The 17035-nt window shown below is 73.0% G+C and carries 15 protein-coding genes; 8 read left to right on the top strand and 7 right to left on the bottom strand.

What is annotated here, in order from left to right:
* Window positions 1–264: 264 nt before the first annotated feature.
* The 3 genes from AB852_RS22920 (at window position 265) to AB852_RS22910 (ending at window position 4417) form a co-directional block, all read left to right on the top strand.
* Entirely contained in the window at window positions 265–1707 is a 1443-nt protein-coding gene (locus AB852_RS22920; protein WP_073791898.1) for a GuaB1 family IMP dehydrogenase-related protein, read from the top strand.
* Window positions 1708–1972: 265 nt separating this feature from the next.
* The gene (locus AB852_RS22915) at window positions 1973–2428 is read left to right on the top strand and encodes an Lrp/AsnC family transcriptional regulator (RefSeq protein ID WP_073791895.1); all 456 of its coding nucleotides are present in this window, start codon (window positions 1973–1975) and stop codon (window positions 2426–2428) included.
* Between the two features lie 297 nt (window positions 2429–2725).
* A complete protein-coding gene (locus tag AB852_RS22910; protein WP_073791892.1) occupies window positions 2726–4417 on the top strand; it encodes a flavin monoamine oxidase family protein in 1692 nt (563 codons plus the stop codon).
* 70 nt (window positions 4418–4487) lie between these two features.
* Here AB852_RS22910 and AB852_RS22905 read toward each other — a convergent pair whose 3' ends face one another.
* Entirely contained in the window at window positions 4488–5102 is a 615-nt protein-coding gene (locus tag AB852_RS22905) for a TetR/AcrR family transcriptional regulator (RefSeq protein WP_073791889.1), read from the bottom strand.
* Window positions 5103–5292: 190 nt separating this feature from the next.
* Here AB852_RS22905 and AB852_RS22900 point away from each other — a divergent pair, with 190 nt between their 5' ends.
* Window positions 5293–6039 carry an SDR family NAD(P)-dependent oxidoreductase gene (locus AB852_RS22900; RefSeq protein ID WP_073791886.1) on the top strand — a complete coding sequence of 249 codons (747 nt, stop codon included), beginning with the start codon at window positions 5293–5295 and terminating at the stop codon, window positions 6037–6039.
* Window positions 6040–6392: 353 nt separating this feature from the next.
* Here the strand turns inward: AB852_RS22900 and AB852_RS22895 are convergent, their stop codons facing one another.
* The 3 genes from AB852_RS22895 to AB852_RS22885 all read right to left on the bottom strand — a co-directional run bounded on the left by AB852_RS22895 (window position 6393) and on the right by AB852_RS22885 (window position 8491).
* Window positions 6393–7043 (bottom strand): isochorismatase family protein, encoded by a 651-nt coding sequence (locus AB852_RS22895; RefSeq protein WP_073791883.1) that lies wholly within the window; start codon window positions 7041–7043, stop codon window positions 6393–6395.
* Window positions 7044–7197: 154 nt separating this feature from the next.
* Window positions 7198–7674, bottom strand: coding sequence for a MarR family winged helix-turn-helix transcriptional regulator (locus tag AB852_RS22890; RefSeq protein ID WP_245876880.1), 477 nt, complete (start codon window positions 7672–7674; stop codon window positions 7198–7200).
* A gap of 124 nt (window positions 7675–7798) precedes the next feature.
* Window positions 7799–8491: a DUF5995 family protein gene (locus tag AB852_RS22885; RefSeq protein WP_073791880.1), complete on the bottom strand. Its 693-nt coding sequence runs from the start codon at window positions 8489–8491 to the stop codon at window positions 7799–7801.
* A 213-nt stretch (window positions 8492–8704) separates the two neighbouring features.
* Between AB852_RS22885 and AB852_RS22880 the strand changes: the two genes are divergently transcribed.
* From AB852_RS22880 to AB852_RS22865, 3 genes are all read left to right on the top strand, one after another.
* Window positions 8705–9436 carry a GntR family transcriptional regulator gene (locus AB852_RS22880; RefSeq protein WP_073791877.1) on the top strand — a complete coding sequence of 244 codons (732 nt, stop codon included), beginning with the start codon at window positions 8705–8707 and terminating at the stop codon, window positions 9434–9436.
* A gap of 329 nt (window positions 9437–9765) precedes the next feature.
* Complete coding sequence (locus AB852_RS22870) at window positions 9766–10224, top strand: DUF7848 domain-containing protein (RefSeq protein ID WP_143201265.1); 459 nt, start codon at window positions 9766–9768, stop codon at window positions 10222–10224.
* Window positions 10225–10492: 268 nt separating this feature from the next.
* Window positions 10493–11692: a glycoside hydrolase family 6 protein gene (locus tag AB852_RS22865; RefSeq protein WP_073791868.1), complete on the top strand. Its 1200-nt coding sequence runs from the start codon at window positions 10493–10495 to the stop codon at window positions 11690–11692.
* A gap of 27 nt (window positions 11693–11719) precedes the next feature.
* Here the strand turns inward: AB852_RS22865 and AB852_RS22860 are convergent, their stop codons facing one another.
* The gene (locus AB852_RS22860) at window positions 11720–13135 is read right to left on the bottom strand and encodes a uracil-xanthine permease family protein (protein WP_073791852.1); all 1416 of its coding nucleotides are present in this window, start codon (window positions 13133–13135) and stop codon (window positions 11720–11722) included.
* A gap of 350 nt (window positions 13136–13485) precedes the next feature.
* On the bottom strand, window positions 13486–14715 hold the full coding sequence (locus AB852_RS22855; RefSeq protein ID WP_073791850.1) for an MFS transporter: 1230 nt from the start codon (window positions 14713–14715) through the stop codon (window positions 13486–13488).
* A gap of 160 nt (window positions 14716–14875) precedes the next feature.
* Between AB852_RS22855 and AB852_RS22850 the strand changes: the two genes are divergently transcribed.
* The gene (locus tag AB852_RS22850; RefSeq protein ID WP_079184864.1) at window positions 14876–16147 is read left to right on the top strand and encodes an ROK family transcriptional regulator; all 1272 of its coding nucleotides are present in this window, start codon (window positions 14876–14878) and stop codon (window positions 16145–16147) included.
* On the opposite strand, the gene AB852_RS22845 is transcribed toward AB852_RS22850, so the two are convergent.
* Window positions 16042–16815, bottom strand: a complete 774-nt coding sequence (locus tag AB852_RS22845) for an SDR family oxidoreductase (RefSeq protein ID WP_073792377.1) — start codon at window positions 16813–16815, stop codon at window positions 16042–16044. The two genes, AB852_RS22850 and AB852_RS22845, sit on opposite strands and share 106 nt — an antisense overlap.
* Window positions 16816–17035 lie beyond the last annotated feature (220 nt).

Here is a 17035-nt window from a genome sequence, read left to right as displayed (position 1 = left end):
CCGGGATGTGAACCGTGAACTGCGGAATCCGGGCTTGCGGGAATCCGGGCTTGAGGGAGTCCTGGCCGGGGAAGGTGCAAGTCGGCAGCGGGGTCCTGGCCTGGGGGAGGTCCGGGCTGGAGGAAGTGACGAAGGGGGCGTCGAGGGCCCTGGATGATCGTCCCAGGTCGGACGGGACCCCCGTCATGGGACACTGAAGTACGTGCTCTTCCCCCCGGCTGACCTGTCCGGGGGCCACCTCTGATCGACTGGGATGAGCAGCACGTGCGTTTCCTCAATGATCTCCAGCCCCCGTACGACCTGACGTACGACGACGTCTTCATGGTGCCGAGGCGGTCCGCCGTCGGCTCCCGGCAGGCCGTGGACTTGGCGTCGCCGGACGGTACGGGCACCACCATCCCGCTCGTGGTCGCCAACATGACCGCGATCGCGGGCCGCCGGATGGCGGAGACCGTGGCCCGGCGCGGCGGGCTCGTCGTGATCCCCCAGGACATCCCGATCGAGGTCGTCACCGAGGTCGTCGGCTGGGTCAAGAGCCGTCATCACGTCCTGGACACCCCCATCGTGCTGGCCCCGCACCAGACCGTCGCCGACGCGCTGGCGCTGCTGCCGAAGCGGGCCCACAACGCCGGTGTCGTCGTCGACGAGCACCACCGGCCCGTCGGTGTGGTCACCGACACGGACCTCACCGGGGTCGACCGGTTCACCCAGCTCACCGAGGTCATGTCCCGGGACCTGCTGCTCCTCGCCGCGGACATAGACCCCCGTGAGGCGTTCCACCAGCTCGACACCGCCAACCGCCGCTACGCGCCCGCCGTGGACGCCGAGGGCCGGCTGGTCGGCATCCTCACCCGCCGCGGTGCCCTGCGCGCCACGCTGTACACCCCGGCGACGGACGACCGGGGCAGGCTCCGGATCGCCGCGGCCGTCGGGATCAACGGCGATGTCGCGGGCAAGGCGAAGCAGCTCCTCGACGCGGGGGTCGACACCCTCGTCGTGGACACCGCGCACGGCCACCAGGAGTCGATGATCGCCGCGGTCCGCGCCGTACGGGCCCTCGGCCCCGCGGTCCCGGTCGTCGCGGGCAACATCGTGGCCGCCGAAGGGGTGCGTGACCTGATCGAGGCGGGCGCCGACATCATCAAGGTCGGGGTGGGCCCCGGCGCGATGTGCACCACCCGGATGATGACCGGAGTGGGCCGCCCGCAGTTCTCCGCGGTGCTGGAGTGCGCCGCCGAGGCCAAGAAGTACGGCAAGCACGTCTGGGCCGACGGCGGGGTCCGGCACCCCCGCGATGTGGCGATGGCGCTGGCCGCCGGGGCGTCGAACGTGATGATCGGCTCCTGGTTCGCCGGTACGTACGAGTCCCCGGGCGACCTTCAGCAGGCCGCCGACGGACGGCTCTACAAGGAGTCCTTCGGCATGGCGTCCGCCCGCGCGGTCCGCAACCGCACCAGCGAGGAGTCCGCGTACGACCGGGCCCGCAAGGCCCTGTTCGAGGAGGGCATCTCCACCTCGCGGATGTTCCTCGACCCGGCCCGGCCCGGTGTCGAGGACCTGATCGACTCGATCATCGCGGGCGTCCGTTCGTCCTGCACCTACGCGGGCGCGGGCTCCCTGGAGGAGTTCGCCGAGCGGGCGATCGTCGGGGTGCAGAGCGCCGCCGGGTACGCCGAGGGCAAGCCGCTGCACGCGAGCTGGAACTGATCCCGGGCCGACGGCCCGTCCGGACGGCTCCCCGCCGCGTTCGGGGAGCCGTCCGGAGCTGTTCGGATGTCGTCCGGGAGCCGTCCCGCGCCCGCACGCGCCGTCCCTGGGCGGCTCCCGGGCGGTAGCCGGCCGTCCCGCGGCGGGCGCCGGACGACACCCGGCCGGCCCGGCAGGTCCTCCCCGGCGGCCGTGTTCTACTGCGGGTACGGCCCACCGCCGTCCCCGTGTCCCCGGGGCCAGCGAAGAGAAGCGAACGACCCCCGTGCGACTGAACGACCTCGACGAAGCCATCGTGCACGCCCTCGCCCAGGACGCCCGCCGCTCCTACGCCGACATCGGCCAGCAGGTGGGCCTCTCGGCGCCCGCGGTGAAACGCCGTGTCGACCGGCTCCGGGCGACGGGTGCGATCACCGGGTTCACGGTGCGCGTCGACCCGGCGGCGATGGGCTGGGAGACCGAGGGGTTCATCGAGATCTACTGCCGCGGCAACACCTCGGCGGACGAGATCCACCGGGGCCTCGAACCGTACGCGGAGGTCATGGCCGCCTCCACGGTGACCGGGGCCGCCGACGCGATCGTGCAGGTCCTCGCCTCCGACATGCGGCACTTCGAGCGGGTCCTGGAACGGATCGCGGCGGAGCCCTTCGTGGAGCGCACCAAGTCGGTGCTCGTGCTGTCCCCGCTGCTGCGCCGCTTCGCCTCCGGCACCCCGGGCTGAGCGCCGGGGCCCACCGCCGCCGACCTGCGGTGACACCCCCGTAGGGGCTGGCACCGGTGTGGCCGCCGTCACCCTTTCCCCGTTCTCTCCCCGCCACGCAACGAATCGCCGCACGGGCGTCGCCGTACGCAATGAATCGCCAGGTGGAGCGCAACGGACGCGTCTTGTCCCGGTGGAACGCCGGAACGTACCGTCGATGTCGTCCCCGCGCCGTTCAGTGATCCCCCCGCGCCCGGCCGGGGTCGTCCCGCCCCCTCGCGCCCCGCGCGGCTTTCCCGTGCAAGGAGTCCCCGCCCCATGACGTCCACGGTGCCCACCGCCGTCCAGCACACCGACGCGCAGCCGCCGATCACGATGTTCGGCCCGGACTTCCCGTACGCGTACGACGACTTCCTCGCGCACCCGGCCGGGCTCGGGCAGATCCCGGCGACGGAGCACGGCCGTGAGGTGGCCGTGATCGGCGGCGGGCTGTCCGGGATCGTCACCGCGTACGAGCTGATGAAGATGGGGCTGCGGCCCGTCGTCTACGAGGCGGACATGATCGGCGGGCGGCTGCGGACCGTCGGCTTCGACGGCTGCGACCCGGAGCTCACCGCCGAGATGGGCGCGATGCGGTTCCCGCCGTCGTCCACCGCGCTCCAGCACTACATCGACCTGGTGGGCCTCACGACCCGCCCGTTCCCGAACCCGCTGGCCGAGGTCACCCCGTCCACGGTGGTCGACCTCAAGGGCGAGTCGCACTACGCGCGCACCCTGGACGACCTGCCCGGCGTGTACCGCCAGGTCGCCGAGGCGTGGAGCGCCTGTCTGGAGGAGGGCGCCGACTTCTCCGACATGAACCAGGCGATGCGTGAGCGCGACGTCCCGCGTATCCGCGAGATCTGGGCGAAGCTCGTGGAGAAGCTGGACAACCAGACCTTCTACGGCTTCCTCTGCGACTCGGAGGCGTTCAAGTCCTTCCGGCACCGGGAGATCTTCGGCCAGGTGGGCTTCGGGACCGGTGGCTGGGACACCGACTTCCCCAACTCCATCCTGGAGATCCTCCGTGTCGTCTACACCGAGGCCGACGACCACCACCGGGGCATCGTCGGCGGCAGCCAGCAGCTTCCGCTGCGGCTGTGGGAGCGCGAGCCGGGCAAGATCGTCCACTGGGCGCAGGGCACCTCGCTGTCCTCGCTGCACGGCGGCACCCCGCGTCCGGCGGTGACCCGGCTGCACCGTACGGCGGGCAACCGGATCACGGTCACCGACTCCTCCGGTGACATCCGGACCTTCCCCGCGGTCGTCTTCACCGCGCAGTCCTGGATGCTGCTGTCGAAGATCGAGTGCGACGACGAGCTGTTCCCCATCGACCACTGGACCGCCATCGAGCGCACCCACTACATGGAGTCCAGCAAGCTGTTCGTCCCCGTCGACCGGCCGTTCTGGCTGGACAAGGACGAGGAGACCGGCCGGGACGTGATGTCGATGACGCTCACCGACCGGATGACCCGGGGTACGTACCTGCTCGACGACGGCCCGGACAAGCCCGCCGTGATCTGCCTCTCCTACACCTGGTGCGACGACAGCCTCAAGTGGCTCCCGCTGTCGGCCCACGAGCGGATGGAGGTCATGCTGAAGTCGCTCGGCGAGATCTATCCGAACGTCGACATCCGCAAGCACATCATCGGCAACCCGGTCACCGTGTCCTGGGAGAACGAGCCCTACTTCATGGGCGCGTTCAAGGCCAACCTGCCCGGCCACTACCGCTACCAGCGGCGGCTGTTCACCCACTTCATGCAGGACCGGCTGCCCGAGGACAAGCGGGGCATCTACCTCGCGGGCGACGACATCTCCTGGACCGCGGGCTGGGCCGAGGGCGCCGTGCAGACCGCGCTCAACGCCGTATGGGGTGTGATGCGCCAGTTCGGCGGCGCCACCGACGCGACCAACCCGGGCCCGGGCGACCGGTACGACGAGATCGCCCCGGTGGAACTCCCCGACGACTGACCCTCCCCGGGGACCCGGACCGAAACTGGACCCGGACCGTTTCCCCGCCCGTTCCCGACGGCGCCCCCGTTCAGCCGGTGGGCGCCGTCACCGCGTCCCAGGCGGCCAGCGCGCGGTCCGCGATCCGCTCCAGCTCCGCCCGTCCGGCGCCGTCCCTGGCCTGCACCGACATGCCCTGGAGGACGGCCGTGTAGAAGGCGGCGGCGCTGCCGGTGTCGGTACCGGGCGCCAGTTCGCCCTCGCGCACCCCCTGGTCGAGCCGTGCGCGCAGGGCGTCGGCCCCGTCCCGGCGGATACCGGCGAGATGGTCACGGGCGCCCGCGCCGGACTCCGAGCAGTTCAGCGCCGAGAGCACGATCATGCAGCCGGTCGGATGCCCGGGCCCGGTGTAGTCCCGGGCGTTGGTCCGCAGCATGGCGGCCACGGCGTCGTACGCGGTGGGCTCCTCGACCAGGGCGCGGCTCACCGGCTCGCCCGCCGTCCGCTCGTACAGCTCGACGGCCTCCCGGAACAGCCGCTCCTTGGAGCCGAACGCCGCGTAGAGGCTGGGCGAGCTGATGCCCATCGCGGCGGTGAGGTCGGTCATCGAGGTGGCCTCGTAGCCGTACTCCCAGAAGGTCTCCATGGCGCGGGCCAGGGCGATGTCCCGGTCGAAGGCCCGGGGGCGTCCGCGTGCCGGGGGCATGGCGCTCCTCCTCCGCTGCTCGCCGTACCCGGTCCGCCGTCGCGCGTACCGGTCGGCTGTCTTTCTGTGTCGAGTGACAAATATATGCCTTGACGTGCCGGGGTGGCGCGTGAATATATTCTGTGTCGACCGACACAGAAATAGTGTCCGAGGTCGTGGGAACGATCAGGGGAACAGGGGAGTGGGACATATGGACGCGCTGCGGGGCAAGGTCGCGCTGGTGACGGGTGGCAGCCGGGGGATCGGGGCGGCGGTGGTGCGGCGGCTCGCCCGGGACGGCGCGGATGTCGCGTTCACGTACGTCAGTCCGCTCGGTGCGGAGCGGGCCAAGGGGGTGGTCGCCGAGGTCGAGGCGATGGGCCGGCGCGCGGTGATGCTGGAGGCGGACTCGGCCGACGCGGCGGCGGTCGTGGCGTCGGTGGAACGCGCGGTGGCGGAGCTGGGCGGGCTGGACATCCTCGTCAACAACGCGGGCATCTTCCCGTTCGGACCGGTCGAGGACGTGACGCTCGACGAGCTGGACCGGGCGCTGGCGGTGCACGCGCGCGCCGCGTTCCTCGCGGCCCAGGCGGCGTCGCGGTATCTGCCGGAGGGCGGCCGGATCATCAGCGTCGGCAGCAGCCTGGTGGAGCGCGCGCCGTTCGGCGGGATCGCGCTGTACTCGATGACCAAGGCGGCCCTGAGCGGTCTGACCCGGGCGCTGGCCCGGGAGTTCGGCCCCCGGGGGATCACCGTGAACGTCGTCCACCCCGGGTCCACGGACACCGAAATGAACCCGGTGGACGCCGAAGGCGCCGACGAACAGCGGGCGCTGGCGGCACTCGGACGCTTCATGGACCCCGACGACGTCGCGGCGACCATCGCACATCTGGCGGGTCCCGGAGGCCGCAACATCACGGGCGCGGCGCTGACGGTCGACGCGGGCAGCAACGCGTAGGCCCCTGGGCGGGGCGGGCGTACGGGTGGTGTGTCCGGGGCGGTGCGGGGCGTGCGTGCGGGCCCGCCCCGGTGCTGGTGGCGCGTGCCGGGCGGGCCCGGGGTGAATGGTTGCGCCCCGGAGTCCCCGGTCGTGGGCCCGGAGCGAACGGGGAGGTGCCGGGCCTGGAGCGAACGGGCGGCGCCGCGCCCGCGCCGCACCCGCACCCGCACCCGGGCCCGTGCCGCGGTCGCCGGGGTGGACGCGCGGCGCCGTCCGGTCCGGCCCGTGTGGGGCCGGTGCCGGACGGCGCCGTGTTGTGCCCGGTGCCATGACCGCTGTCCCTTCGGCGGCACCGGGGGCTTCGGGTGGTGTCAGCCGTTGTTGTTGCCGCTCGCCGCCGAGTGGCTGGCGATGACCGCGCCGTAGAACGGCATTGCCAGGTTGGCGAAGATGTCGGCCGTACCCGGACCGCCGGGGTTCTTCCAGTCCCGCAGCAGCTCGGATATCACGCCGACCGTGCTGTTGAGGGTGGCGCCCGCGTTCTGGAGGCGGAGCAGGGAGGTCTCACGGGCCAGCTTGTTGGTGGTGCCGGAGGCGTCCGTCACGGAGTGCACGTGGTAGCCGTGACCCAGGGCCGACAGCGAGGCGAACATCAAGCAGACGTCGGTGATGACACCGGCGATGACCAGGTTCGGCCGGTCCATGGCGCGTACGGCGGCCTCGAACGCCGGGTCGTCGAAGGCGTCGACCTCACCGGAGCGGTGGATGACCGGCGCCCCGGCCGGCAGCTCGGCGGCCAGTTCCGGCAGCAGCGGGCCGTTGGGGCCCTGCGGCGCGGAGGTGGTGGCCACGATCGGCAGGCCGAAGACCTTCGCGGTACGGGCCAGCGCCTGGGCGTTGCGGCGGACCTCGTTCTGGTCGTGGTCCTGGACGCCGAGGAGGAGTCCGCTCTGGTGGTCGACCAGCAGGATGCCCGTGTTCTCGGGTGTCAGCCGGTTCGTCACGTAGCTGTTGCCGCTCATGTCGTCGTGTCTCCCTCGGGCTCCGGGCGGGTGTTCCGCGAGGCTCCCTGTCGATGGGGTTCCGCAAGCCCCGTTTGTTGCTTGCGCAATCACCTTAACCGAGACAGTGCCCTTCCTATTTCCGCCTTCCGGCGGGAAGGTCAGGTGATCCGGGTCACACCTCGGTGTCGCATGCCTCCGGGCCCTCGCCGCTCCTCAGCCGGCCCAGGACACCGCCGAGCATCCGCAGCTCATCGGGGGTGAGCCGGTCCGCGAACATCCGCTCCACCACCTCGGCATTGGTCCGCACGGCCGCCCGCAGCAGCTTCCGGCCCTCGTCGGTGAGCTGGATCAGCGCCCCGCGCTGGTCCTCCTCGACGGGCGTACGGGTCACCAGGCCCCGTTGCGACAGCCGGTCGCACAGCCTGCTCACGGCACTCGCCGTCAGTACGATCCGGTGCTTGAGGTCCTTCATCCGGGTCCCCGCCAGGGGGATGTTCACCAGCGCGTCGAACTCGCTGACGGACAGCCGGTGGCGGTCCGCGAGCTCCCGCTCGATCTCCCGCAGGACCTCGTTGTGGACCTCCATGAGCGTGCGCCAGACCCCGACCTTGAACGGCCGGGACATCGCGTCGGCATTCGTCCGCGCCATCCCTCGTGCCTCCTCCGTGTGTGTACGCACTCATCCATGTCGCGTCCCGCCATTCTCCCAGGTGGCGGGCGGGAGCGGGGTGCGCCGACGCGGGGGGCGGGGGAGCGGGGCCCGGGAGGGCGGCTCAGCGGGCCGGGGTCAGCAGGAATCGGGACACGAGGCCCACCGCGGAGTCGAGACGGACGGCCGTCTCCGCGGCGAGCGAGGGCAGCCCGCGCAGGGCCCACAGTCCCCGGGCCGCCGCCCAGGCCGCGTCCCGGGCCCGGTCCAGGCTCCAGGAGGCCATGAGATGGGTCAGCGGATCGGCGAGTTCGAGTACATCGGGTCCGGGCATCAGCTCCTCGCGGACCCGTTCCTCCAGCAGGGCGAGCAGTTCGCCCACCCGCTCGAACTCGTCCTCCAGGTCGGCCGGTTCGCAGCCCAGCGTATGGCAGGTGTCGATCACGGCGAGCGCCAGGTCGTGCCCGATATGGGCGTTCACGCCCGCGAGGGCGAACTGGACGGACCGTACCCCCGGATGACTCCGGAGCTGGAACAGCGGCCGCCAGCACGCGGGCGCCCGTCCGCCGCCCGCCACCGTGTCCACCGCCGCCAGGTACCGCTCCGCGAACCGGACGTCCAGCGTGACGGCGGCCCGCCGGTCGGCGAAGCCGCCGCCGTCGATGTCCCGGCCGATGGCCTCGGTGACGGTCAGATACAGCCGGTTGAACACCGCGACCCCGTCGTCCGGCCGCCACCCGTCGCCCAGCGCGCGCATCCTGCGCACCACCCCGTCGATCCCGTGCGCCGGGGCGGGGAACTCCTCCAACCGCGTCATGGACGCAGCGTCGCAGCCGTCCTGCCCGCGCGGGCGCCGAAGGGCCGCCGCTTCGCCGGAACGGGGGTACGTCACTCGCTCCGTACCGCGCTCAACTCGCCCGGAGGGACGAGGTCTCGGTGGTCCGTCGGCGTCGGGAATCACCCTTGACCGCGCGGCGTGGGATGACCAACATGACTACTGGACCAGTCCACTAGTCAGGGGAGACGCGAAATGGCGCTGCCGAAGTACGACCAGATCGCCGCTGACCTTCGCGGTCAGATCGTTCGTGGTGATCTGAAGCCCGGGGACGTGCTGCCGTCGGAGCGGGAGTTGACCGAACGCTGGAAGGTGGCGCGGGCCACGGTCGTCAGGGCGATCCAGGTGCTGCGGCAGGAGGAGTTGGTGGAGACCCGCCAGGGCGTCGGCACCCTGGTCCGCGAGCGGCTGCCGCTTGCCCGTACGGCGGGCGAGCGCTACCGGACCGCTCGGGCGACCGGCTTCATCTACACCGCGGGAGAGCACGCGGACATCCTCTCCGCCGAGATGGTTCCCGCCCCGGAGGATGTCGCGACCGCTCTCGGGGTGGCTGCTGGTGATCAGGTGGCCCGCAGGCATCGCGTCACCCGGGAGGGTGAAACGGCCACGGCGGCATCGTTCTCCTGGTTCACCGCCGAGGTTGCCGGGGCGGCTCCTCGGCTGCTTCAGGCGGAGCGCGTGCGTGAAGGTACGACCCGCTACGTCGAGATGCAGACCGGCCGGACCCCTCACACGGGTCGGGACTGGTGGACCGCGCGCCTGGCGACGGCCGATGAACTGCGGATTCTGGAGCTTGAGGGTCCCCAGGCGGTGGGCGAGGTGCGGCACATCGCGTACGACGCGGACGGCCTGCCACTGGCCTACGAAGTGGGTGTGGTCCCCGCCGGACGTTGGTCCCGGACCGAGGAATACCCCATGGGGAACTGACTGCTGACGCTCCCTCAACGGCCCCTGTCCCGGCAGGGGTCGTTTTTCCGCACCTCTTGACCTGACTAGTCCACCGGTGGACCATGCCAGTCAACTGAGGAGAGGCGGTGCGCGATGGAGCGTCCCACACCGGGCGGCCTCGTGATCGACACAGCACGCGAACGCATGGGCCAGGTCATGGACACCGTGGATGGCCGAATCCACCTCCGCCCTTTGGGCGGAGGCCGGGAGTGGACCCCCGACCCGGGTCACGTACGGCCCGCGACGGAGGCGGAAGTGCCGGCGGCGAAGGTCGCACTCGTCAACGCGCGGTCCACGGGGGCGGTCCGATGACCCGCTCCGTGTTCCGGTACGTCCGGTGGCGGCTCGTCACGGTTCCGCCGTCGCCCGAGGTGCGGGCTGTCTGTTCGTCGTGCGGCGCGCGCTCCGCAGCCGTCGACTGGGAGGACCGGACCGAGGCGGAGGAATGGGCCATGGACCATACGGGCCACCATCCGTCGCACACCGCGTACAAGGGGGTCGCCACATCGGTGTGGCGGATGATCCCCGTGGACGGGACGGTCGAGGACGCGGAGCCGCCGGAGGAGTCGGAGGAGTCGGACGGCGTCCTTGACGACGTGTGCGGGGCGCTGACGTATCTGCCGGACGAGATGCTGGTGTCGCACCGGCACATCACCGGACGGGATCTGTCGAACCTCGTCGTGCTGTGCGCCCGTGAGCCGGGGCACGACCCCCGGGACGGGCACCTCGGGACCGTTCTCGACCACGGGACCCACTACTGGTCCTGAGTCCCCCAGGTCACACGGCCGTTGACCCGCCGTGGACGTACCGGAGGCGGGAACTCGTCCGAGCGTGTCGTGGGGGCGGCGTCGCGGCTCTAGGCTGGCGCCGGTGCCGCGGGGCCGGGGGCTGTCCCCAGCACGGGGGAACGGTCCGGTGCGGCGCCGGGGGAGGGGAGGCGTCGTGCCCGGCACGCACGCGAGGAAGCACGGGAAGCCGAGGGGCCGGACATACCGGCGACCGGGGAGCGGGGTACCCGGACGGGGCCGGAACGTGATGGTGGTGGCCGCCTCGGTGGTCGCTCTGCTCGGCACGGTCGCCGGGACGCTGGAGGCGCTGGACGACGACGGCCGGCGCCCCCGGGAGGAGGCGAGGCCGGTGGTCACCGACGTACCCGCCCCGCTGCCGCCGCCCGTCCGGACGTCCGGGCCGCCGACCCCCACGCCCACCCCCTCACCCTCCGCGTCGCCCTCCCCGTCCGCGAGGACCGGCTCACCGACCCCGGCGCCCGCGCCGACCCGCACCACGGCCCCGGCCCCGCCGCCGACCCGCCCGGCCCCGTCCCGTACGACGGCCGCGCCCACGACCCGGGCCCAGCCCTCGTCCGCCGGGCTCTACCGGCACCCCGGGTCCCAGGTGCTCGACTGGGTGCGGGCCAACCCCGGTGACCCCCGCGCCGCCGTGATCCGGGACCGGATCGCGGACCGGCCCGCCGCCGTGTGGTTCGCGGACTACACCCCGGAGAACATCACCGCCCGGGTCCGTGACGTCACCTCCGGCGGGGCCGCGAACGGCCAGGTCCCGGTGCTCGTCCCGTACACCGTCCCGGACCGGGACTGCGGCGGCGCCTCCCAGGGCGGGGCGCCGAACCTGGCCGCGTACGACGGGTGGATCGATCTGTTCGCCGCCGGACTCGGTGAGGACGAGGTCGTCGTCGTGCTGGAGCCCGACTCGATAGCCCTGGCCGAATGCCTGTCCGGCAACGACAGGGACCGCCGCTACCGGTCGCTGGCGCGCGCCGGACGGGTGCTCAAGGCCGCCAATCCGAACGCCCGGGTCTACTTCGACGCCGGGCATTCCGCCTGGCACGCGCCCGCGACGATCGCGGAACGGCTGCGCGCGGCGGGCGCGGGCGCCGCGGACGCGTCGGACGGCATCTTCACCAATGTGTCCAATTTCCACCGCACCGCCGACGAGGTGGCGTTCGCCCGCCGGGTCCTGGACGCCCTCGGCGGGGCCCCCGGGCTCGGCGCCGTCGTCGACACCAGCCGCAACGGCAACGGCGCGCCGCCGGACGGGGCGTGGTGCGACCCGAGGGGCCGCGAACTGGGCGCTCCGCCCACCCTGACCACCGGTCAGGCCCGGATCGACGCGTTCCTGTGGGTCAAGCTCCCCGGCGAGTCCGACGGCTGCCGGGGCCGCCCGGGGACGTTCGTCCCCGGCTACGCCTACGACCTGGCCACGGGCGGCTCCTGACACCGGGGGACCACCGGGGCATGGCGGCTACTTCCCGGTGCCGCTCTCCTCGTCCTTCGAACCGCCGCCGGGCGGTGTGTCGTACGCGGACGTGCCCGAGTCCAGCAACGGCTCCTGGGTCTTGAGATGGGCGGGGGCCAGCGCGCGCAGCACGTGATAGCCGGTGATCACGACGATGGTGCCCAGCGCGATACCGCTCAGCGAGAAGGTGTCGGTGAACTCCAGGGTGACGTTGCCGACGCCGATGATGATGCCCGCCGCGGCGGGCACCAGGTTCAGCGGATTGCGCAGATCGACCCCCGCGTTGATCCAGATCTGCGCGCCGAGCAGCCCGATCATCCCGTAGAGGATCACGGTGATCCCGCCGAGCACCCCGCCGGGGATCGCGGCCACCACCGCCCCGAACTTGGGGCAGAGCCCGAACAGCAGCGCGAAGGCGGCCGCCGCCCAGTACGCGGCCGTCGAGTAGACCCGGGTCGCGGCCATCACCCCGATGTTCTCGGAGTACGTGGTGTTGGGCGGCCCGCCGACCGCGGTGGACAGCATCGACGCGGCGCCGTCGGCCGAGATCGCGGTACCCAGCTTGTCGTCCAGCGGGTCACCGGTCATCTCACCGACCGCCTTCACATGGCCCGCGTTCTCCGCGACCAGCGCGATGACGACCGGCAGCGCGACCAGGATCGCGGACCACTCGAAGGACGGGCCGTGGAAGGACGGCAGCCCGACCCAGTCCGCCGGGCCCACCGCCGACAGGTCCAGCCGCCAGTGGTCGACCACCTTGCCCGAGCCGTCGTTGGAGTGGATACGCCCGAAGACCAGGTCGAACAGCCAGGAGACGGCGTACCCGAAGATCAGCCCGAGGAAGATCGCGATCCGTGACCAGAAGCCCCGCAGACACACCACGGCCAGGCCCGTGAACAGCATCGTCAGCAGAGCCGTCCACTGGTCCTGCGGCCAGTACGTGGCGGCCGTCACCGGTGCGAGGTTGAAGCCGATCAGCATGACGACCGCGCCCGTCACGATCGGCGGCATCGCCGCGTGGATGATCCGCGCCCCGAACCGCTGCACCGCGACGCCGACCAGGAACAGCGCCACGCCGACCACGAACACCGCGCCGGTCACCGTCGCGCTGGTGCCGCCCTGCGCCCGGATCACCGCGGCGACGCCCACGAAGGACAGCGAACAGCCCAGATAGCTGGGCACCCGGCCCTTGGTGGCGAGCAGGAAGATGGCCGTCGCGACCCCGGACATCATGATCGCGAGGTTGGGGTCCAGACCCATCAGCACGGGTGCGACGAACGACGCCCCGAACATCGCCACCACATGCTGCGCGCCCAGACCGAACGTCCGCGGCCACGAAAGCCGCTCGTCCGGCCGGACGACGGCGCCCGGGGCGGGGGTCCGTCCGTCACCGTGCAGCTTCCAGCGCACACCGAGATCCATGGAAGAGGTCACTTTCTGTACGCCGGGGATGATCGTGGACATGTTAAGCGTCCGCCGATCGCTCCCCGTCGGACGGCACCGGCCAGGTCAGCACCGGTACGGAGGGGTGGGGACCGGTGCGGCCGGGTAGCGGGCCGGGTGCGGACGGGTACGGTCCGGCTCGGATGTCCGGCGAGCCCGGCACCCTCCGCCGCGCACCCTCCGCCGCCCGCGCACCCTTGGCCGCCCGCGACGGACGCCCTCGCCCGAGGCCCCGCCCGTGGCCTCGCTCTCACCCGGGGCCCCGCCCGCGCCCCGCTCTCACCCGCGCCCCGTCGCCGTCCCCGTCCCCGTCCGCCGGAACGAGCGCTTCAGGCCCGCGGGTCGGGAACCGCCGTCTCCGCGGGGGTGATCCCGGCAGGGGCCGTGGTCCGTTCCGCCGACCGCAGCACCCCCGCGAAGGCGATCAGCCCGAACGCCAGCACCGTCACCACCCCGAACGACACCACCAGGCTCGTCAGATCCGCGAGCGTCCCGATCGCCGAGGGCGCGATGAGCCCCGAGGTGTAGGTGACGGTCGCGACCCCCGCGATGGCCTGACTCGCGTTCGGGCCGCTGCGCCCGGCCGCCGCGAACGCCAGCGGTACGACGACCGCGACCCCGAGGCCCAGCAGCGCGAACCCGCTCATGACCACCGCCGCGTTGTTCCCCGTCACGACCAGCAGCCCGCCGAGAGTGGCGAGCGCGCCGCTCACCCGTACCGTGCGCACCGCGCCGAACCGGTCCACGATCCGGTCGCCCGCGATCCGCGCCACCGCCATCGTCAGGGTGAAGCCCGTGGTGGACGCCGCCGCGAGACCGGCCGAGGAACCGAGCACGTCCCGCAGGTACACCGCCGACCAGTCGAGGCTCGCGCCCTCCGCGAACACCGCGCAGAAGCCGACCATGCCGATCAGCAGCGCCGAACGCGGCGGCAGCGAGAACCGCGGCGGCGGCTCCTCGTCCGCCCGCGCCCGCAGATCCAGTACGTGGCGGCAGGCGAGCAGCCCGAGCGCGGTCAGCACCAGGGCCGCCAGGGCGTGATGGATACGTGCGTCGGTGCCCAGATGGGCGGCGAGGGTGCCGCCCGCCGAGCCGACCAGGGCGCCCACGCTCCACCAGCCGTGCAGCCCGGACATGATCGACTTGCCGAGCCGGTTCTCGATGTCGATACCCAGCGCGTTCATCGCCACGTCGGACATCCCCGCGCTGGCCCCGTAGACCAGGAGCGCGGCGCACAGCGTCAGCAGGTTCGGCGCGAGCGCGGGCAGTACCAGCGCCAGGGTCCACAGGGCCAGTAGCCCGCGCAGCGCGGCCCGCGCGCCGAACCGGTGGCTGATCCGGCCCGCGAGCGGCATCGCCAGTGCCGCGCCGATCGCCGGGAAGGCGAGCGCCACCCCCAACTGGCCCGCGCTCACGGACGCGTGGTCCGCGATCCACGGCACCCGGGTGGCGAACGAACCCGTCACCGCGCCGTGCACACAGAACACCGCCGCCACGGCGAACCTCGCCCGGCGCACCTCCGTGATGTCGTGCGTCTTCCCGCTCCCCGTGCTGCCCATCAGGTACCGCCCTCCCGCTCTCCCCGGCCTGCCGGCCCTGGTTCCCGTACCCGGACCGGTCCAGGAGGAACGGCCGCCGCGTAAACTATCAGGAACCCTGCCTGATAAATAGACCCCGGGTCGCAGGCCGGGGGCCGCACGGATCTGGAAGGATCGCCGCATGCCCGCATCCCCGAGTACGGCCCGCGCCATCAACGACCGGCTCGCGCTGCGGCTGCTCCAGAGCGAGGGCCCGCTGACCGCGGCCCAGCTCAAACAGCTCACCGGACTGTCCCGGCCGAGCGTCTCCGACCTCGTCGAACGACTCCAGGACAGCGGTCTGATCACCGTCGTCGGGGAGGCCGGCGCCGAGCGGCGCGGCCCCAACGCCCGGCTCTACGGGATCGTCGCCGAGTACGCGTACCTGGGCGCGCTCGACGTGCGCACCCACAGCGTCGCCGTCGTCGTCGCCGATCTGCTCGGGCGGGTCCGCGCCGAGGCGGCGGCACCCGTCCCCGCCGGGACGGCCACCGAGGAGGCCGTGGACCGGGCCGTCGCCCTGGTCGAGCGGGCCGTCCGCAGGGCCGGGGCCCCGGCCCTGCACAGCGTCGGCATCGGCGCGCCCGGTCTGATCGATCCGGTGACCGGGGTGCTGCGCGGTGCCTCGGGACTGCCCGCCTGGCACCGGGGACTGATGGCCGCCCTCCAGGAACGCGTGCCCGCCTCGGTCCTCGTGGAGAACGAGACCAATCTCGCGGCCCTCGCCGAACAGCGCGCCGGAGCGGCCCGGGACCGCGACACCTTCGTCCTGCTCTGGCTGGACCACGGCGTGGGCGCGGCCGTCGTCCTGGACGGCGTCCTGCGCCGGGGAGCCTCCGGCGGCACCGGCGAGATCGGTTTCCTGCCGGTGCCGGGCACCGGCGGTCTGCCCTCCGCCACCTCCTGCGACGGCGGGTTCCACACCCTCGCCGGGTCGGCGGCCGTCGTCGCGCTCGCCGCCCGCCACGGGCTGACGGCCGAGCCGCAGCCGCACGAACCGCCCGCCGCCGCCGTGGTCCGCGCGGCGGTGGCCGCGGCGGCCACGGACGCGGGTGCCCCGGACGCGGACGCGTTCCTGGACGAACTCGCCGGACGGATCGCGCTCGCCGCCGCGTCCGTCACCGCCGTCCTCGACCCCGGCTGCGTGGTGCTCGGCGGCGAGGTCGGCCATGCCGGGGGAGCCGGACTCGCCGCCCGGGTCGGCGCCCGCCTCGCCGCGATGTCACCCCTGCCCACCGAGGTCAGAGCGGGGGAACTGGGCGGCTCGGGTGTGCTGCGGGGCGCCCTGTTCACCGCCCGGGACGCCGCTCAGGACGAGCTGTTCTCCCCGCCCGCCCCCTTCGACGGCCCGCGGACGCTGGTCAGGAAATCCGCGAACGTCACCCGCCCGACCGCGCGTTCCGGGGCCAGATGAGCACCTGAGCGCAGCGCCCCCACCAGCTTCCCCGGCAGCCGTACCGGCACGATCCGCCGCCGTCGCCCACCGGCCGCCTGATACGCCGCCGCCAGCTCCCGGAACTCCAGCACCTGCGGCCCGCCCAGGTCGGGCACCCGCCCGGCGGGCTCCCCGGCCGCCAGCTGAGCCAGCCGGTCCGCGACCTCCCGCACCTCGACCGGCTGGTCCGCGACACCCGCCGGCACGAACATCACCGGCGGCCTGGCGAGCGCCGTCAGCAGGGTCAGCACCAGATCGTGGAACTGGGTCGCGCGCAGCACGGTCCAGCCGAGCCCCGACGACGCGATCCGCCCCTCCACCGCGTGCTTCGCGCGGTAGTAGCCGAACGGCACCCGGTCGACGCCGACGATCGAGATGTACACCAGATGCCGCACCCCGGCCCGGCGGGCCGCCTCGATCAGGTTCCACGCCGCCGCCTCGTCCCCGCGCCGCCCGCTCGCGCAGTGCACGACCACCTCCACCCCGGTGACCGCGTCGTCCAGCGGCCCGGTGCCCTTGACCAGGTCGACCGCGTACGGCTGCGAGGACCGGCTCAGCACCCGGACCTCGTGCCCCGCGCCCCGCAGCCGCTCCACCACCAGCCTGCCGAGCGTGCCCGTTCCCCCGGTCACCAGCATCGTCGTCATCGTCCGTCCGCCCTTCGCCACCCGGTGCCGGTGCCCCGGCCGGGACACCGCTCACCACGGAGAACCGGCGGGCCCCGGCTTTTGTGACAACCCCCCGCCACGGCGCACCCGATCGGCCCCGCACGGCCGCTTGCCGGTCCCCGGGTCGGTGCCCGGCGCCGGACGGATGAGCCTGCCGGGGTTCGGCACCGTGTACGGGCCCGTGGCCCCGGCCCTGGGG

The organism is Streptomyces uncialis (assembly GCF_001905345.1).
Taxonomy (GTDB): Bacteria; Actinomycetota; Actinomycetes; order Streptomycetales; family Streptomycetaceae; genus Streptomyces; species Streptomyces uncialis.
The sequence above is the reverse complement of the archived record's forward strand: the minus strand, read 5'-3'. Positions and strand labels throughout refer to the sequence as shown.

Coding starts and splice junctions, on each gene's coding strand:
- AB852_RS22845 (WP_073792377.1), bottom strand. CDS start 16,815: ATGACGACGATGCTGGTGACCGGGGGAACGGGCACGCTCGGCAGGCTG.
- AB852_RS22865 (WP_073791868.1), top strand. CDS start 10,493: ATGGTGGTGGCCGCCTCGGTGGTCGCTCTGCTCGGCACGGTCGCCGGG.
- AB852_RS22900 (WP_073791886.1), top strand. CDS start 5,293: ATGGACGCGCTGCGGGGCAAGGTCGCGCTGGTGACGGGTGGCAGCCGG.
- AB852_RS22890 (WP_245876880.1), bottom strand. CDS start 7,674: ATGGCGCGGACGAATGCCGACGCGATGTCCCGGCCGTTCAAGGTCGGG.
- AB852_RS22885 (WP_073791880.1), bottom strand. CDS start 8,491: ATGACGCGGTTGGAGGAGTTCCCCGCCCCGGCGCACGGGATCGACGGG.
- AB852_RS22860 (WP_073791852.1), bottom strand. CDS start 13,135: ATGGATCTCGGTGTGCGCTGGAAGCTGCACGGTGACGGACGGACCCCC.
- AB852_RS22870 (WP_143201265.1), top strand. CDS start 9,766: ATGACCCGCTCCGTGTTCCGGTACGTCCGGTGGCGGCTCGTCACGGTT.
- AB852_RS22905 (WP_073791889.1), bottom strand. CDS start 5,102: ATGCCCCCGGCACGCGGACGCCCCCGGGCCTTCGACCGGGACATCGCC.
- AB852_RS22895 (WP_073791883.1), bottom strand. CDS start 7,043: ATGAGCGGCAACAGCTACGTGACGAACCGGCTGACACCCGAGAACACG.
- AB852_RS22880 (WP_073791877.1), top strand. CDS start 8,705: ATGGCGCTGCCGAAGTACGACCAGATCGCCGCTGACCTTCGCGGTCAG.
- AB852_RS22850 (WP_079184864.1), top strand. CDS start 14,876: ATGCCCGCATCCCCGAGTACGGCCCGCGCCATCAACGACCGGCTCGCG.
- AB852_RS22855 (WP_073791850.1), bottom strand. CDS start 14,715: ATGGGCAGCACGGGGAGCGGGAAGACGCACGACATCACGGAGGTGCGC.
- AB852_RS22910 (WP_073791892.1), top strand. CDS start 2,726: ATGACGTCCACGGTGCCCACCGCCGTCCAGCACACCGACGCGCAGCCG.